At 46.1% G+C, this 17,358-nt stretch carries 10 protein-coding genes; 8 read left to right on the top strand and 2 right to left on the bottom strand.

Annotation, left to right across the window (positions count from 1 at the left end; all coding sequences use genetic code 11):
* Window positions 1-33: 33 nt before the first annotated feature.
* Entirely contained in the window at window positions 34-3,480 is a 3,447-nt protein-coding gene (locus M2137_RS05925) for an alpha-L-rhamnosidase (RefSeq protein WP_280765683.1), read from the bottom strand.
* A 417-nt stretch (window positions 3,481-3,897) separates the two neighbouring features.
* Between M2137_RS05925 and tgt the strand changes: the two genes are divergently transcribed.
* Both tgt and M2137_RS05915 read left to right on the top strand, forming a co-directional pair.
* Window positions 3,898-5,028: a tRNA guanosine(34) transglycosylase Tgt gene (gene tgt / locus M2137_RS05920; protein ID WP_280765540.1), complete on the top strand. Its 1,131-nt coding sequence runs from the start codon at window positions 3,898-3,900 to the stop codon at window positions 5,026-5,028.
* Window positions 5,029-5,031: 3 nt separating this feature from the next.
* Window positions 5,032-6,123, top strand: coding sequence for an LptF/LptG family permease (locus M2137_RS05915; protein WP_280765539.1), 1,092 nt, complete (start codon window positions 5,032-5,034; stop codon window positions 6,121-6,123).
* 164 nt (window positions 6,124-6,287) lie between these two features.
* Here M2137_RS05915 and ppdK read toward each other — a convergent pair whose 3' ends face one another.
* Entirely contained in the window at window positions 6,288-9,008 is a 2,721-nt protein-coding gene (gene ppdK / locus M2137_RS05910) for a pyruvate, phosphate dikinase (protein ID WP_280765538.1), read from the bottom strand.
* Window positions 9,009-9,212: 204 nt separating this feature from the next.
* Between ppdK and rlmD the strand changes: the two genes are divergently transcribed.
* From rlmD to clpP, 6 genes are all read left to right on the top strand, one after another.
* Window positions 9,213-10,628, top strand: coding sequence for a 23S rRNA (uracil(1939)-C(5))-methyltransferase RlmD (gene rlmD / locus M2137_RS05905; RefSeq protein WP_280765682.1), 1,416 nt, complete (start codon window positions 9,213-9,215; stop codon window positions 10,626-10,628).
* A 58-nt stretch (window positions 10,629-10,686) separates the two neighbouring features.
* Window positions 10,687-12,033 carry a transglycosylase SLT domain-containing protein gene (locus M2137_RS05900; RefSeq protein WP_348538030.1) on the top strand — a complete coding sequence of 449 codons (1,347 nt, stop codon included), beginning with the start codon at window positions 10,687-10,689 and terminating at the stop codon, window positions 12,031-12,033.
* Window positions 12,034-12,481: 448 nt separating this feature from the next.
* Entirely contained in the window at window positions 12,482-13,744 is a 1,263-nt protein-coding gene (locus M2137_RS05895) for a DNA cytosine methyltransferase (RefSeq protein ID WP_280765536.1), read from the top strand.
* A complete protein-coding gene (locus tag M2137_RS05890; RefSeq protein ID WP_280765535.1) occupies window positions 13,734-14,762 on the top strand; it encodes a hypothetical protein in 1,029 nt (342 codons plus the stop codon). Before M2137_RS05895 ends, M2137_RS05890 begins: the two co-directional genes overlap by 11 nt.
* A gap of 288 nt (window positions 14,763-15,050) precedes the next feature.
* A complete protein-coding gene (tig, locus tag M2137_RS05885) occupies window positions 15,051-16,406 on the top strand; it encodes a trigger factor (protein ID WP_280765534.1) in 1,356 nt (451 codons plus the stop codon).
* A 282-nt stretch (window positions 16,407-16,688) separates the two neighbouring features.
* Window positions 16,689-17,357, top strand: coding sequence for an ATP-dependent Clp endopeptidase proteolytic subunit ClpP (gene clpP, locus M2137_RS05880; protein WP_280765533.1), 669 nt, complete (start codon window positions 16,689-16,691; stop codon window positions 17,355-17,357).
* The last annotated feature ends 1 nt before the right edge of the window (window position 17,358 follow it).

Below are 17,358 nucleotides of genomic sequence, written 5' to 3'. Positions count from 1 at the left end.
ACCTATATGTAGGTATTGAGAGAGGGTGATTCCTTAAAAATCACATTGCAGATGGTAGCTTCCCGGTTCGAGTTCGAAGAGGTATCGGCCGTTTTCTGATCCTTTATATAATACTCCTTTCATCTTTTTGAAGGCTTTCTTTCCGCTTTTTATATTCTTTTCGGAAGTGGCCTGCAGGGAAAGCGTGGCTGTTGTATTAGCCGGTACGACAAAGGAATAGGTGCAAACATTCCCCTCTTTCTTCCAGGCGCTCTCTATGCGCCCGTACATCGAATCGTAATGTCCTTTGGCAAAGGTCATTTCACCGGTCGGGTCGGGTTCGGGTTTCAATAGGAAGTGTTTGAATCCCGGTTCGTTCTCATCGCGTTCGATTCCTAAGGAATAGTTATACATCCAGGAGGCTACGGCGCCAAAGGAATAGTGATTGAACGAGTTCATCGAGTTGTTTCCGCCAAAGCCATGGGTATGCGTATAGGAGTTCAAACGCTCCCAGATGGTAGTTGCGCCCTGCTCTACCGGATAGAGCCAGGAGGGGTACGAGGTTTGTTGCAACAACCGATAGGCATCGGCTGTATGGCCATTGTCCGACAGGGCTTTTGCTACCCAGGTGGTACCGATAAAGCCTGTCATCAGCGAGTAGGGCGGACAAATCACACCGTTATCCGCTTTGTTTTCGCGACGCATGGTTTCTATAAAACGGGCGGTTAGTTTGTTCTTCGCTTCGCCCTCTACCAGATCGAAAACAAGGGGAAGGATATAAGAGGTTTGTGTATCGACCCATTCTCCTTTACGCTTTTCATCGAATGCCGAGAAGATTGTTTTCCCGGTGGCGGGATGGATATAAGTCGCGTTGAAGAAGGCTTTCCGCTCCGCCAATAGGGTGGCAAATCGGGAGGCATCCGCTGTCTTTCCAAGCACCGTGGCTACCCGCTGCATAATATCCAGGTCATAGATAAAGTAGGCTTCCCACAATAATGACTTATCGTCGCGTCTCTCCTCGGGGCCTAACCAGTCGCCCAAATCACCCCAGGCGCGGGTTTGCACAATCAGACCGCTCTCCTTATCCATCATTTCATCTTGAAGGAAATGGATATAACGCTTCATGGCGTCATAGTGTTCAGCCAATAGATCCTCGTCCTGGTATTGTTGGTAAGCCTCCCAGGCAACCGTAATGCCGGCGCTTCCCCAAAGCAAACCGCCAAAGCCGACATCCATCGGCGCCACATCCGGGAAACGACCGTTTTCACGCTGCGAATCACGCATGGCAAGCATATGGCGGCGCAGGAACTGAGGCGCGTCGGCCAAATAGCTGGCAGCGCGGGCAAAGACAGAGATATCGCCACTCCATCCCATCCGCTCATTGCGTTGCGGACAATCGGTCGGAATAGAGAGGAAGTTTCCATAGGTCGACCAGGTGATGTTTTCCCATAGTTTATTGACCTGCTCATTGGATGTCTCATACGAAGAGGCCAGGTTGTGAACGGAGCTGATCACCACGCCTTTGACCGCTTCCAGAGGCAACGGGCGATCGATGCCGGTGATCTCCAGAAAGCGATACCCATGAAAGGTGAAGCGGGGTTGAATGGTTTCTTCCCCTCCTTTGGTATAATAGATATCCTGTGCCATGGCTGCGCGGATATTCTCGAGCATGAGCATTCCCACCAGCTCTTTATATTCCGGCAGGTCAGGGTATTTCACCTCGGCAAAACGCAGGTTGATCTTCTGCCCCGCTTTTTGTCCCGAAAGATGAATGCGGGGCACACCGACCATGTTCTGCCCCATATCATACACAAACACACCCGGACGCACCTCTTCCACCGACTGGGCTGTCAGCTCTTTGATGGCTTTCACCGTTTGTCCGTATTGCCCGATAAGCTGCATACCGGCATAACGCTCCTCCGGAAAGGCGATCGTGCCCGCAAGCGGAACCACCACAGCCTTTTTCCAACCGGAAGCATCATACGACGCACTATTCCATCCTTTTATCTGTTTCTCTTTCGAGGCATCATAGACCTCCCCCTGGAAGAAGCTGCCATAAACCACAGGGCCGTCGTTGAAACACTGCCAGTCGTCGGGGTTGGAAACGATAATATCCTCTTTCCCATCCGCGTAGGTCACCACCAATTTGGCTAAGAGCGACTGCCGGTCACCAAAAAAGTTCCAGTTGTCGCCGGTATAGGTAGCTCCGCCACTCCACCAACCTTCGCCCAGAATGGCGCCCATCGCGTTTTTTCCTGACTGTACAAAGGCGGTCACATCGAAGGTTTGGTACATATGGGTTTTGTTGTATTGCGTCATCTCGGGATTAAAGAAATCATCGCCTACCCGTTTTCCGTTTATATAAAACTCATAAATGCCACGTGCCGTCACATAGAGGCGCGCCTTTTTCACGGGCTGCCCGGTGGCGAAGGTGGTACGCAACATGGACATCGCGTTGCGGCTCGGATCGTAGGTCTTGAACGAGCCCTCTTCTCCGCCCGCCACTGTTTCGTTTCTCCCTTGGGCAATCACCGCAGAAGGCCGGCGAAAATGACGAATCTCGATATCCGAGAAGGTCGCCGTCTGGTGAGGAGGAACGCAATAACCGATATCGCCCACCACCGGGAAAGCGATGTAATCACCTCCCTGATTGATAGGGTTCATTCCCAGGGAGGCAACGGTCGTGTCGTTGATCGCCACCTGGGTATGCCCCAGATTGCTGGTCAAGCGGATCCGGTGTTTTTCGTATTTGTTCTGATCGTGAATAAGCGATAAAGGAATCGGGAAGCTCCTGAACGGCTCCTCCTTTTTATCATCGGGGTGATAGCCTCTCCGGTAGATATGCAACAGAGCTTCTGCACCCGAAGACAAAGGCGCGATATCGATCTCCAACATACAATAGGAAGTATCCGGAGCGTTTTCCAGATGAAAGATATTCATGTTCTTATCCATCAGACGCGCATCGTTGGCTCCATAGACAAAGCCTGCTCTGGTCGATTTCGTTGCTTCGTCTAACTGAAGGCTGTACTCCATCCGGAATACCGGAAGATAATGCGCATAGAAAACCATATCCTCGTCGCTCCCACCAATCCACTTAGCATTATGCCAGGCTGCGAGGGTTGGATTCATTAAACCGGTTTCAAACCAGGATGCCGCCTTGTGTTGTTTGTTTTTTCGATCCCAGACTGCCAGCTTCCAATCGTAACGCGTAGCCGGTTTTAACGGCATTCCATCGTAGCGGATATTCAACGAGACATCACTCCCGACTCGCCCGGAATCCCATACGATCTGCCCGGCCTCATCGGTAACGACAATCTGATACCCCTGTTGCTTCATCCCGTTTTCTTCGGAATGCATTTGCCAACTAAAGCGCGGTTTTTCCACATCGATTCCCAGCGGGGTCGTGGAATATTCCGTCTTTAAATTTCTGATTTGCGTTTCTGCCCCCAAAAGGGTTACTAAACATACTAAGAAGAGAGTGAGTAAGCTAATTCGTTTCATCATAATATTAATAAAAAAGTTATTGGTCGCTATGAATTACAATTCGAGCTGTAAAAATAGCTTAATAGTCTCTCGTGCAAAAGAAGGAGAGTATTAAACTTATTTAAAACCAATTTATAAACAAATGTTAAATCGTTCGTTTTCAGCGAAACCCCCAATTTACGATTTGTAATTTCGGCAGGACTTTGCGCGCAAAAAGGGGGGACTTCGGAGACAAGCTCCCGGGAGAAACACTTTTTAACGTATGGATTTGTAAGCAAAACGGCCGTTTTACTTACAATCGATATTTTAACATTTGTCGGAGAAAGACCCAAAAACGGGTCTTGCCTTCCGCTGAATCTTTAAGCAAACACTTCTTCCCGTCTTTATTGTCAAATACCAATGGAAATATTACCTTTGCTGACAATTTACCGCGAGATGACATTTGAAGTAGAACAAAAAGATATTCACTCCCATGCCAGAGCCGGAACGATCACAACAGACCATGGAGTGATCGAGACGCCTATTTTTATGCCCGTAGGGACGCAGGGGACGGTAAAAGCAGTGCAGATGCCTGAATTGACAACGGATATCGGCGCACAGATCATTCTGGGAAATACGTACCATCTTTACCTTCGGCCGGGCATCGAAATCCTGGAAAAGGCGGGGGGACTGCATAAGTTCAACAGTTGGAACGGTCCGATACTGACCGATAGTGGTGGATTTCAGGTTTTTTCTCTCGCGGAAAACCGCAAACTCAAAGAGGAGGGAGCTGAATTTCGTTCGCATATCGACGGATCCAAACACCTGTTTACACCGGAGAACGTGATGGATATCCAACGGGCTATCGGAGCCGATATCATCATGGCTTTCGATGAATGTACGCCGGGAGATGCCGAGTATGCCTATGCGAAGCAATCCCTGGAACTGACCGAACGCTGGCTGGATCGTTGTTTCAAGCGTTTCAACGAGACAGAACCAAAATATGGCTACGCGCAAAGCCTTTTCCCCATTGTTCAGGGATGTGTATACCCCGACCTCAGGCGGAGAGCGGCGGAGAATGTCGCCAGTAAAGGGGCGGATGGTAATGCAATCGGTGGCCTGGCGGTAGGCGAGCCGACGGAAAAAATGTATGAAATGATTGAAGTGGTGAACGAGATATTGCCGGAAGACAAACCGCGCTACCTGATGGGCGTCGGCACACCGGTGAACCTGTTGGAGGCCATCGAGCGGGGCGTCGATATGTTCGATTGCATCATGCCGACACGCAACGGGCGCAACGGGCAACTGTTCACACAATATGGTACTATCAACATACGGAACAAAAAATGGGAAGATGATTTTTCTCCCATCGATCCGGATGCCAATTCGTATGTTGACACCCTGTATAGTAAAGCATACCTGCACCATCTAATCAAGGTGGAGGAGCTGTTGGGGCTTCAGATTGCTTCGCTTCACAACCTGGCCTTCTATCTATGGCTGGTCAAAGAGGCGCGCCGTCATATTATCGCCGGGGATTTTGTCGCGTGGAAACGTGGCATGGTTGTTCAACTTTCAAACCGCCTGTAAAAAATGAAATACACCTTGGGACTCAAACGGATCGATTGGTATATCATCAAGCAATTTCTGGGGACATATATCTTCGCGATTGTTTTGATTATCTCCATATCCGTGGTGTTCGATATCAATGAAAAGATCGATAAGTTCCTGAATCCGGAAGTGCCGCTGCGGGCAATCGTTTTTGATTATTACATGAACTTTATTCCCTATTTCGCGAATCTGTTCAGCCCGCTGTTTACCTTTATTGCGGTTATCTTTTTTACCTCGAAGCTGGCCGATAAGTCGGAAATCATCGCCATGCTGGCGAGTGGGGTGAGTTTTAAGCGATTGATGTTGCCTTATATGATCTCGGCGGCGGTGATTGCCATAGCGACCTTTGTTTTGAATGCTTTTATTATTCCTCCGGCCAATATCACGCGTATTGAGTTCCAAAACAATTACATAAAGGATAAACGGGTGGAATATGCCCGGGATATCCAGTTGGAGGTAGAACCGGGTGTGATTGCCTATTTCGGCAGCTACGACACGAAGTCGCGCATGGGGTATCGTTTCTCCCTGAAACATTTTGAAGACAAACGATTGGTCTCTAACCTGACGGCAAGTTCTATCAAATATGACACCCTATACCAATGGACGATTATGGATTATATGATCCGTGATTTTGAAGGGATGCGTGAAACCATTACCGAGGGGTCGCGGAAAGATACGACTATTGTTATCATTCCTTCCGACTTTCTGATCGCGGTCAACGACAACGAAACGATGACTACCCCGCAGCTTTATACCTATATCAAACGGCAGAAGCAGCGAGGGATCGGCAATATCCAACAGTTTGAAATAGAATATCACAAGCGGTATGCCGGTATTCTGGCGGCCTTTATTCTGACTACCATCGGGGCATCGCTCTCCTCCCGCAAAGTAAAAGGGGGAATGGGGCTGAATATCGGGATCGGGATCGGGTTGAGTTTTACCTATATTCTCTTTACGACCGTCACCTCCACCTTTGCTATCAATGGCTATGTGACTCCTATGGTGGCCGCCTGGATCCCGAATATCATCTATTCGGTCATTGCTATATTCCTTTATACGAGAGCACCGAGGTGATGGGGAATTGGAGCGAAGCGGAAATCGCTTAGCGAAGCGTAAAGCAATGAAGAATGAAGATCGTTTAGCGAAGCGTAAAGTAATTGAAAATACAAACATGACTATACAAAAAGAGTTGCCTGATTCCAGGCAACTCTTTTTGTATATGTAAACGCGTTTATCGTTTAGTCTTCGAGCACGGCTTGCGCGGCAGATACGCGTGCGATAGGCACACGGAACGGAGAACAAGACACGTAGTTCAATCCAACCTTATGGCAGAACTTCACAGAAGAGGGTTCGCCTCCATGCTCACCGCAGATACCACATTTCAGATCCGGACGTTGCGCGCGTCCCTTTTCGGCTGCCATGCGTACCAACTGGCCTACACCATTCTGGTCGAGCACTTGGAACGGGTCGAACTTCAGGATCTTCTTTTCCAGATAGATCGGAAGGAACGAAGCGATATCGTCGCGGGAATAACCGAATGTCATCTGTGTCAAGTCGTTTGTTCCGAAAGAGAAGAACTCAGCTGCAGAAGCAATACGGTCGGCAGTCAGTGCCGCACGAGGGATTTCGATCATGGTTCCCACCTTAAATTCGATCTCGTCGCCCATTTCTTCGAAGAGTTTCTTCGCTGTATCACGGATAATCTTTTCCTGTTCCAGGAATTCGTATACGATACCGGTCAACGGCACCATGATTTCCGGATAGGTTTTCACGCCTTCTTTCTTCAGCTCCAGGGCTGCACCCAGGATAGCACGTGTCTGCATCTCGGTGATTTCCGGATAGGTATTACCCAAACGGCAACCACGGTGACCCAACATCGGGTTGAATTCCACCAGAGACTCCACGCGTTGACGGATCACCTCTACCGGTAAGCCCATCGCCTGCGACATTTCGCTCTGTCCCTTTTCGTCGTGTGGAACGAACTCATGCAAAGGAGGATCCAACAAACGAACGGTTACCGGGCAGTCTTCCATCGCTTTGAAGATGCCTTTGAAGTCTTCTTTCTGATAAGGAAGCAGTTTTTCCAGCGCTTTCTTGCGGTCTTCGACAGAGTTGGCCAGGATCATTTCGCGCATCGCTCTGATCTTTTCGCCTTCGAAGAACATATGTTCCGTACGGCAAAGACCGATACCACAAGCACCAAACTTACGAGCTACAGCGGCATCATGCGGCGTATCGGCGTTGGTGCGTACACCCATCTTGGTGTATTTGTCGGCCAGCGTCATCAGTTCTTCGAAGTCACCAGTCACTTCGGCAGCCATCGTCGGGATCTGTCCTTCATACACATCACCCGTTGATCCGTTCAATGAGATGAAATCTCCCTCTTTGAACAGTTTACCGTCTATCTCTATGGTTTTCTTTTTGTAGTCAACCTTGATAGATCCGGCGCCCGATACGCAACATTTACCCATACCGCGGGCAACCACTGCTGCATGCGAAGTCATACCGCCACGAGCCGTCAGGATTCCTTCTGCCGCTGCCATACCTGCCAAGTCTTCCGGAGAAGTTTCGATACGAACCAGGATTACCTTCTTGCCGCCTTTATACCATTCGGTAGCGTCTTCGGCAAAGAAAACAACCTGTCCGGTAGCTGCTCCCGGAGAAGCTGGCAACCCTTTAGCCAATATCTTGCTTTTCTTCAAAGCGTCTTTATCGAATACCGGGTGAAGCAGTTCGTCTAATTTGTTCGGTTCGATACGTAAAAGCGCTGTTTTCTCATCGATCATGCCCTGACGAAGCAGATCCATCGCGATCTTAACCATCGCCGATCCGGTACGTTTCCCGTTACGGGTCTGCAAGAACCAAAGTTTTCCTTCCTGAACCGTGAACTCCATATCCTGCATATCACGGTAATGGTCTTCCAGTTTCTGTTGGATCGCATCCAGTTCTTTATAGATTTCCGGCATCGCCTCTTCCATAGAAGGATATTTCGTTCTTCTTTCTTCTTCCGGAATGCCTGCCATTTCAGCCCACAACTGTGAACCAGCCTTGGTGATCTGCTGCGGTGTACGGATACCGGCCACCACGTCTTCTCCCTGCGCGTTGATCAGGTATTCGCCATTGAACACGTCGTCACCGTTACCGGCATCGCGCGAGAAGCAAACACCGGTTGCCGATGTCTCGCCCATATTACCGAATACCATCGCCTGTACGTTCACAGCCGTTCCCCATTCCGCAGGGATACCTTCCATCTTACGATACAGGATAGCGCGTTCGTTCATCCAGGAATCGAACACGGCGCAGATAGCGCCCCACAGTTGTTCGTAGGCATCGGTCGGGAAATCATTACCGGTCTGCGCTTTCACAGCCGCTTTAAACTTCGCTACCAACTCTTTTAGGTCGGCCACTTCCAGCTCGTTATCTAAGTGAACGCCTTTGGCTTCCTTCACCTCTTCGATAATCGCTTCGAACGGATCGATCTCTTCTTTGCTGGTTGGCTTCATACCCAACACCACGTCGCCGTACATCTGCACAAAGCGTCGATAGGAGTCCCAAGCAAAACGTTCGTTGCCTGTCTTGCGAGACATACCGGCAACCACCTCGTCGTTCAACCCTAAGTTAAGGATCGTGTCCATCATACCCGGCATAGAAGCACGCGCACCCGAACGAACAGAGACCAACAACGGATTTTCGATGTCCCCAAATTTGGAGTTCATCAATCCTTCTACGTTTTGAATGGCTTTTTCAACGTCAGACTTCAGTAATTCGACAACTTTTTCACGGCCAAGTTCATAGTATTCAGAGCATACGTCAGTAGTGATCGTAAATCCCGGAGGTACCGGAACGCCAATTAAATTCATCTCGGCAAGGTTTGCTCCCTTACCTCCCAGCAGATTCTTCATGTCTGCTTTTCCTTCGGCTTTTCCGTTACCGAAGGTGTAAACTCTTTTCTTCTCCATAAATAGACTAATAGTGTAATTATTATGATGTAATATGTTTGCGGTTTTGCCAACTCGACATTGCAAAGTGCAAAGATATATATAATTTTCATAGCATAACGCGCTATCAATAAAGAATAAACAAACTGTTTTATAACCATTTTAGACCTATTGTATCGATGAAATATGTACATTTGCGTGGCGAAATTTTTAAAGACAACTACATTGGCTAAGAAGAAGAAGCAATTACCCCTGCTTGAACACGTTGAAATCATTGATGTGGCCGCAGAAGGAAAGGCAATTGCAAAGGTAAACGACAAAGTTATTTTCATTCCTTACGTAGCTCCCGGTGACATCGTTGACATCCAATTAACCCGTAAAAAGAACAGTTACGCGGAAGGGAAAGCAATCCATTTTCATTCGTATTCGGAAAAGCGGGCACAACCTTTTTGTGAACATTTCGGTGTGTGCGGCGGTTGCAAGTGGCAACATCTCCCCTACGAAGAGCAAATCAACTACAAACACAAACAGGTGATCGACAACCTGACCCGGATCGGCAAGGTTGACTTAGGAGAAATATTCCCAATCATCGGATCCGAGAAGACGGTCTACTACCGGAACAAACTGGAGTTCACCTTCTCTAACAAGAAATGGCTGACAGAGGAACAAATCAAGTCGGACGCCTCGTTCGACAATATGAACGGATTGGGTTTCCATATCCCGGGCATGTTCGACAAAGTGCTCGATATCAATCAATGTTGGCTGCAAAATGATATCTCCAACCGCATCCGCTTAGCCATCAAAGACTATTGCTTCGCGCACGAAGGCTATTCGTTCTTCGACCTGCGCAACCAGGAGGGATTCATGCGCACCCTGATGATACGCACCACTTCGATCGGCGATCTGATGGTCGTGGTCGTGTTCTACCAGGAAGATGCCCCGCTTCGCGAAGCGCTTCTTTCCTATCTGATGGAGCAGTTCCCGGAGATCACCTCGCTTCAATATGTGATAAACGAAAAGCGCAACGACACCATTACCGACCAGGAGGTGATTGTCTACCACGGCAAAGACCATATTATTGAAGAGATGGAAGGTTTGTCCTTTAAGATCGGCTCCAAGTCGTTCTACCAGACAAACAGCGAACAGGCCTACACCTTATATAAAGTGGCGCGCGAGTTTGCCGGACTGACCGGAAAAGAGCTCGTCTACGACCTCTACACCGGAACCGGCACCATCGCCAACTTTGTCAGCCGCCAGGCACAACAGGTGATCGGTATCGAGTATGTACCCGAAGCCATTGAAGACGCGAAGGTAAACGCTTCTATTAACAAGATAGATAACACCCTCTTCTTTGCCGGCGATATGAAAGATATTCTCAACGAAGATTTTATCCTTCAATATGGCCGTCCCGACGTGATCATTACCGATCCTCCGCGTGCCGGTATGCACGATGATGTCATCAAGACCATCCTTTTCGCTGCTCCGGAACGTATTGTCTATGTTAGTTGTAACCCCGCCACCCAGGCACGCGACCTGCAATTGTTGGATCCGGCCTACCGGGTAACGAAGGTACAACCTGTCGATATGTTCCCACATACCCACCATGTGGAGAATGTGGTTTTATTAGAGAAAAGAGATTAATGCAATGACTCATTCGCAGAAAGCGGCTTTCGGGCTGTTTATCTCATTGTTTACATGTATGATCCTGGGGGGATGTATAAAAAAGAAGGCAGAAGACCCCATCCACAAAGACCTTCCTCAATTAATCGATGCGGGCGAACTGACTGCCGTCACCTTATACAGTTCCACCTCCTACTTCGAGTATCGTATGCAAGAGATGGGCTATGAATACGAACTGATCAAGGATTTTGCGCAAACCCACAACCTGACCCTCAACCTGAAGATCGCCGAGAACTCCTCTCGCCTGATCGAGATGCTGCTTGCCGGCGAGGCCAACGTCGTAGCTTACCCCATTCAGGTCGATAACGAATTGAAAGAAAATGTTTTGTATACCGGCCAGGAGAGACAATCCGCGCAGGTATTGATCCAGCGATCCAACCGAGGCGACACCATCCTAACCGATGTCACCCAACTGATTGGCCGGGAGGTCTACCTGCAGGCAGGCACGCCTTATGCCCAACGCCTCAACAACCTGAATGACGAACTGGGCGGTGGCATCCTGATCCGACACATCGAAAAAGACACCATAACGACCGAAGACCTGATCGGTATGGTCTCCAGAGGAGAGATCCCCTACACGGTGAGCGACGAGATGACCGCGCGTCTCAACAAGACTTATCACTGGAATATCAACCTGAACCTGCCGGTTAGCTTCCCGCAGCGCGCCTCCTGGATCGTAAGCCGGCAGAGTCCGTTGTTGGCAGCCGCCATCGACGAATGGGCGGAAGGACAGATCGGCCAGCAAAGCTATCGTGCTGTAACGAAGCGCTATTTCGAACTAAGCAAACAACCCTATGGCGGAGTGACTTCCGCCATACAAGACGGACATATCTCGCCCTACGACCATTTGTTTAAAAAGTATGCGCCCGACTTGGGCTGGGATTGGCAATTGCTCGCTTCGATCGCTTTTCAGGAATCAACCTTCAACCCGTTGGCCGTTTCTTGGGCTGGTGCGGAAGGACTTATGGGTATTATGCCCGGAACAGCCCGTGCGTTTGGGGTCAGCCCTCACGAGGTGAAAGATCCTGAAATAAGCATACAAACGTCTGTCAGGGTACTGAAAAATTTCCGTCGTAGATTTGAGAACTATGACTCGGAAGAGGAGGTTATAAAACTTACCCTTGCCTCCTATAATGCCGGTGTCGGCCATGTCTACGATGCCCAGATCCTGGCTGAAAAAATAGGGAAGGACCCGACCGTTTGGGATGATAATGTATCGGAAGGCATCCGCATGAAAAGCGATCCGCAATACTATAACGATCCCGATATCAAACACGGCTATTTGCGGGCGACGGAAACATTAAATTATGTCTATGACGTGATGAACCGGTACGCGTTCTATAAAGAAGCGACCGAAGAACCGTAACCACCCCCTCTTTTTTTCAACCCGACCCCATTTAAATGTTAAAATAGCGATTGTAAGCAAAACGGCCATTTTGCTTACAAATCCATACGTTAAAAAGTGTTTCTCCCGGGAGTTTGTCTCCAAACTCCCCCTTTTTTGCGCGCAAAGTCCTGCCGAAATTACAAATCGTAAATTGGGCATTTTATCGAAAACGGGTAAATTAACGTTTATTTACATATATGATTATGGGCGGAAAACCGTATTTCGGCAGAACGCAACAGGAGATGAGTTTCTATTTCGCTACTTGAACAAGGGAGTCAATTTACTGCCACATGGTTCTTATTTAGTGCCGATTGATGCTGGTGCTTTCCGCTATATTTCTTAAATTTGCATAGTAAATACGCATATATGATCAACTAACATCTTCTTAGCATTGGTGATATAGCGCTATTTCAATTTAGTGAAAATAATGAAGAATATCAAACCAATAGCAATAAGTCTCTTTGCTGGAGCAGGAGGGTGCTCACTCGGATTTAAAAATGCGGGTTATAAAATAATGTATGCTTCAGATATTGATAGATCTGCAATAGAAACATACAATACTAATTTTCCTGAGACTTTTGCGGAATGTAAAGACATACGGGATATTGACTTTCACAACATATTATCTACGTTAAACATACATACGGGAGAGGTCGATATTGTTATAGGTGGGCCTCCTTGTCAGGGGTTTAGTACAGCAGGATCTAGATCTGAGAATGATCCTAGAAATAGCCTTTTAAAGCAGTATGTTCAAGCCTTGGATATAATAAAGCCTAAATGGTTTTTAATGGAAAATGTTGAAGGTTTATTGACAGCTAAAAAGGGAGAATATATTAGAGAGACCATAATTGCTTTGACCAAATTAGGATATACGGTAAGATTAGAAAAGGTTTATTCTCACGACTATGGAATTCCACAAAAACGTAAGCGGGTTATTATCATCGGGAATAGATTTGGACAAGTATTTAAGTTTCCGAAGCCTCAAGGACAAATAGTCACCATTGCCCAAGCATTAACGGGACTTCCGTCTCCCTCGAGTGAGAATATCAGCCTTCAGTATGAAATTGATTTTTCAAATAGTTGGGCGAAAGTGTTAAAAAACCCTACAGGAATCGTAACCGATCACTTTACTCAGAGTCTTACAGGAATTCAGTATGATAGGGTTAAAGAACTCAATCAAGGTCAAACAATGAAAGACCTTCCTGATCACTTACAACACCCTTCGTTTTGTAAGAGAGCTGCCAGGAGAGTTAAAGATGGAATGCCAACAGAGAAAAGAGGAGGAGCTCCATCTGGTTTAAAACGATTGAAAGAAAATGAGCCTAGTCTTACTATCACAAGTGCTGCAATTAGAGAGTTTGTCCATCCTACTGAGAATCGTTATTTAACAATCCGGGAATGTGCTAGAATACAAACGTTCCCTGATAATTTCATGTTTTGTGGATGCACTGGAGATAAAATACAACAAATAGGGAATGCAATACCTCCATTGCTGGCTGAAATATTTGCTCGGCACATTTATAGCATTGAATCTATCCAAAGTGTTAAGTCAAATACCGGATCACTATTGGACTTTGTTCTCACAAAATCCAATGGACTAAGTCCTGCATTAAAAGAAACAGAAAGACAACTGACAGAGCTAATCTTAATGAAGAACAAACAATATAACATATTTGATAATGGCTATTAATTCAACTGTAAAAAATTTATTTAGCAGGAGTAGACTTCTTGAATCAGGCTCTCCAACAGTGGTTTTAAGTGAGTCTGAATTATACGCAATCCTTTTGATTATTTGTAATGATCTAAAGTGGGAACCAATGGCTTTAGGTTTAGACGCATCCGAACTTCCTAATCAAAACTATTATGAGATAGAATTTGAATGGTTTTGCTCTCATAGCAACCCACCATCAATACAAGAGCTTCAACAAGCTTTAGCCTTTGGTGTTGAAATTGAAGGGGATTTTGGACTCTATTTTCTGAATTTATGTTCCTTACATAAAAGGCGTTTGAAGTACCATAGGATTTTATGTACACAGCCTAAACCAACAATGGATCAAGTTGGGCCGAGAGGATTGCTTGAATATGGAATCTGTGATAATTCTTTGTTAAATAGTTGGCTGATTTGGAGAAAATGGATTTTTGACATCGATAATCGTTCAGGTCAAGAGACAGGCTATTTGTTTGAACCTATATTAGCTAGTTCATTGGGGGGCGAATCTGTAAGTTCGACAAATTCTCCTGTAAAACGGTTAGATGAAAATGGTCAACCAAAATCTACCGGGAGACAAATCGATTGTTATATTGGGGCTGAAAATGTAGCTTATGAATTTAAGCTTCGTGTTACTATTGCAGCAAGTGGGCAGGGTCGTTTTGGCGAGGAATTATCATTCCCTATGGAATGTATGGCAGCAGGTATCCAGCCGATTCTTGTTGTATTAGATCCTACGCCATCAAATAGATTAACCGAATTGTCTAAAGCATTTAAAGACAATGGAGGCACCGTATATGTGGGAGCAGAGGCTTGGAGTCACTTAGAAGAAAGATCAGGTAATATAATGTCGCATTTTATTGATAATTATATCAAACCACCACTAAGCGCAATTAACGAATTTGATACAACTGAATTAAATGATATTACTCTTAAGTGGAATTGCGATGAAATAATGATTGAGGGTAATAATAAAGTCTATAATATTCATAGAAAATAGTGTTATTATCTGAATACAAATAGATATTCCAAGAAATTACTTGCCTTTATACCCGAGTTATTTCGGTAGTATTATACTGCAAATCGCTGAAATACGAACGGTTACTAAATCGTTACTTCTGAAAAGCAAAAACTCTGCGAAAGGCTTATTCCTCAATCGGTTAGGTCGAACCGATGAAAATCTAAAATAAAAATACTACCTTCCATTTGCGTGATTGAAAGATAAAGTCTAATTTTGCAGCCTAATTTGAGCGAGGAAGTAACAAATTAATCATATAAATCATTCAGAATGAACATTTCACTAACGAATAAGGATGCTTCTCGTGGTATGATTACCATGGAGATAGTAAAAGAAGATTATGCAGAACAGGTAGAAAAAAGCTTGCGTAATTTCCGTCAGAAAGCCAACGTTCCGGGGTTCCGGAAAGGCATGGTACCGATGGGAATGGTAAAGAAGATGTATGGAAAACATGTATTGGTTGAAGAGGTAAACAAGCTGGTTTCAGATAATCTGTATAAATACATCCGTGAAGAAAAGCTGAATATCCTGGGTGAGCCGCTTCCGAACGAAGAGATACAGAAGCCGTTGAACTTTGATACGGATGAAACGTTTGAGTTTGTCTTCGACATAGCGTTGGCTCCTGAAATCGAAATAGAACTCAATAAAAAGACTAAAATCCCTTTCTACCAGGTTACGATCGACGATGATATGGTAGAAAAACAGGTTGAATCATACCGTCAGAACTTTGGTACCTATGAGCAGGTGAAAGATGTGGAAGAGCGGGATATGATCAAAGGATTGGTAGTCGAATTGGAAAACGACCTGCCGAAAGAGGGAGGAATCCGCACGGAAGAGTCGGTGGTTATGCCGATGTATATCAAAGATGAGGCTGAAAAGGCTAAATTTATGGAGGCAGGGCTCAACTCGGTTGTCATATTCAATCCCTTTAAGGCCTACGAAGGCGCTGAAGCGGAAATTGCCGCTTTCCTGAAAATTGAGAAAGATCAGGTAGCTGCCACCAATACGGATTTCAGTTTTGAGATTCAGGAAATCACCCGTCATCAGATGGGCGAATTGAATCAGGAGTTGTTTGATAAAGTGTTTGGTGAAGGCGTAGTGACTACGGAAGAGGAATTCAAATCACGCATTCGCGCGGTGTTGGCCGAACAGTTTGCTCCGCAGGCAGATTATAAGTTCCTGACAGACGCACGTGCGGTATTGGCAAAAAAAGCAGGCGACCTGCCGTTTGCCGACGATCTGTTGAAGCGCTGGTTGTTGCTTGCCAATGAGAAGAATACACCGGAAAAGATAGAAGCTGAATATCCTCAGATCATCGACGACCTGAAATTCCACCTGGTAAAAGAAACAATCATCCGCAAGAACGATATCAAAGTGGAAGAGGAAGATGTGAATCTCTTCGCTCGTCGCGTGGCTAAGTCACAGTTTGCCCAGTACGGCATGCTTTCTGTGCCCGATGATATCCTCGACAACTACGCCAAGGATATGCTGAAGAACAAAGAGACATTGCAGAACGTGATCGACAGAGCGGTGGAGGATAAACTGACCGCCTGGTTGAAAGACCATGTGAAGCTGGATACCAAAGAGGTGACGATCGACGAATTCAATAAGCTGTTTGAAGCGTAAATTTTATTTATTCGACAAATAAAAGGATAACCGCAGGGTTAATAGATAATTTCTATTGGAAAAATATCTGTTTCCTGCGGTTATTTATGTCTTTTTGAGGTGTTTTGTTTTTGATATTCAGCCATTTACCTTGACGAACTTAAGCGCAAAGAAAAAAACAACCCGCGTGGAGTGAAATATTTGTATGTTTTAGAAATTTATTTATAACTTTGCTATTCCGTTAAAAAAAGGGATAAGGGTTAAGAAGTGTGTTTATAGAGATAAAAACAATAATTTAGAAGTATGAAAGATTTTAGAAATTATGCTACAAAGCATTTGGGTCTGAGTGGCACGGCCCTGGATAGTTATATGAATATAACAAGTAGCTATATATCTCCGACGATTATAGAAGAGCGCCAGTTAAACGTTGCACAAATGGATGTATTCTCCCGTCTGATGATGGATCGTATTATCTTTTTAGGAACACAGATAGACGACTATACGGCTAATGTGATACAGGCGCAATTGCTCTACCTGGATTCAAGCGATCCGGGCAAGGACATTTCTATCTATATCAACTCTCCGGGAGGGTCTGTTTACGCAGGCTTTGGTATTTACGACACCATGCAGTTTATCGGCAGCGACGTTTCGACAATCTGTACCGGTATTGCAGCTTCGATGGCTTCGGTATTGCTTGTGGCCGGAACCAAAGGAAAACGTTTCGGTTTGCAACACTCACGCGTGATGATCCACCAACCGATGAGCGGAACGCAGGGACAGGCTTCTGATATGGAGATTGCTGTACGCGAAGTGTTGAAGGTAAAGAAAGAATTGTACCAGATCATTGCCGACCATTCCGGGAAAACGATTGAAGAGATCGAACGCGATAGCGATCGTGACTATTGGATGACCTCCGCGGAAGCCAAAGCGTATGGTATGATCGATGATATATTCACTAAGAAGGAAAGATAAA

It is taken from the genome of Parabacteroides sp. PFB2-10 (genome assembly GCF_029893085.1).
Lineage (GTDB): Bacteria > Bacteroidota > Bacteroidia > Bacteroidales > Tannerellaceae > QVMG01.
Note: the sequence above shows the minus strand (reverse complement) of the source record. Positions and strands in the feature narration are given on the sequence as shown.

Bases quoted from the DNA above. Each gene is read 5' to 3' on its own strand.
- tgt (WP_280765540.1), top strand. From the start codon at position 3,898: ATGACATTTGAAGTAGAACAAAAAGATATTCACTCCCATGCCAGAGCC.
- M2137_RS05890 (WP_280765535.1), top strand. From the start codon at position 13,734: ATGGCTATTAATTCAACTGTAAAAAATTTATTTAGCAGGAGTAGACTT.
- M2137_RS05915 (WP_280765539.1), top strand. From the start codon at position 5,032: ATGAAATACACCTTGGGACTCAAACGGATCGATTGGTATATCATCAAG.
- tig (WP_280765534.1), top strand. From the start codon at position 15,051: ATGAACATTTCACTAACGAATAAGGATGCTTCTCGTGGTATGATTACC.
- M2137_RS05900 (WP_348538030.1), top strand. From the start codon at position 10,687: ATGATCCTGGGGGGATGTATAAAAAAGAAGGCAGAAGACCCCATCCAC.
- M2137_RS05925 (WP_280765683.1), bottom strand. From the start codon at position 3,480: ATGAAACGAATTAGCTTACTCACTCTCTTCTTAGTATGTTTAGTAACC.
- clpP (WP_280765533.1), top strand. From the start codon at position 16,689: ATGAAAGATTTTAGAAATTATGCTACAAAGCATTTGGGTCTGAGTGGC.
- M2137_RS05895 (WP_280765536.1), top strand. From the start codon at position 12,482: ATGAAGAATATCAAACCAATAGCAATAAGTCTCTTTGCTGGAGCAGGA.
- ppdK (WP_280765538.1), bottom strand. From the start codon at position 9,008: ATGGAGAAGAAAAGAGTTTACACCTTCGGTAACGGAAAAGCCGAAGGA.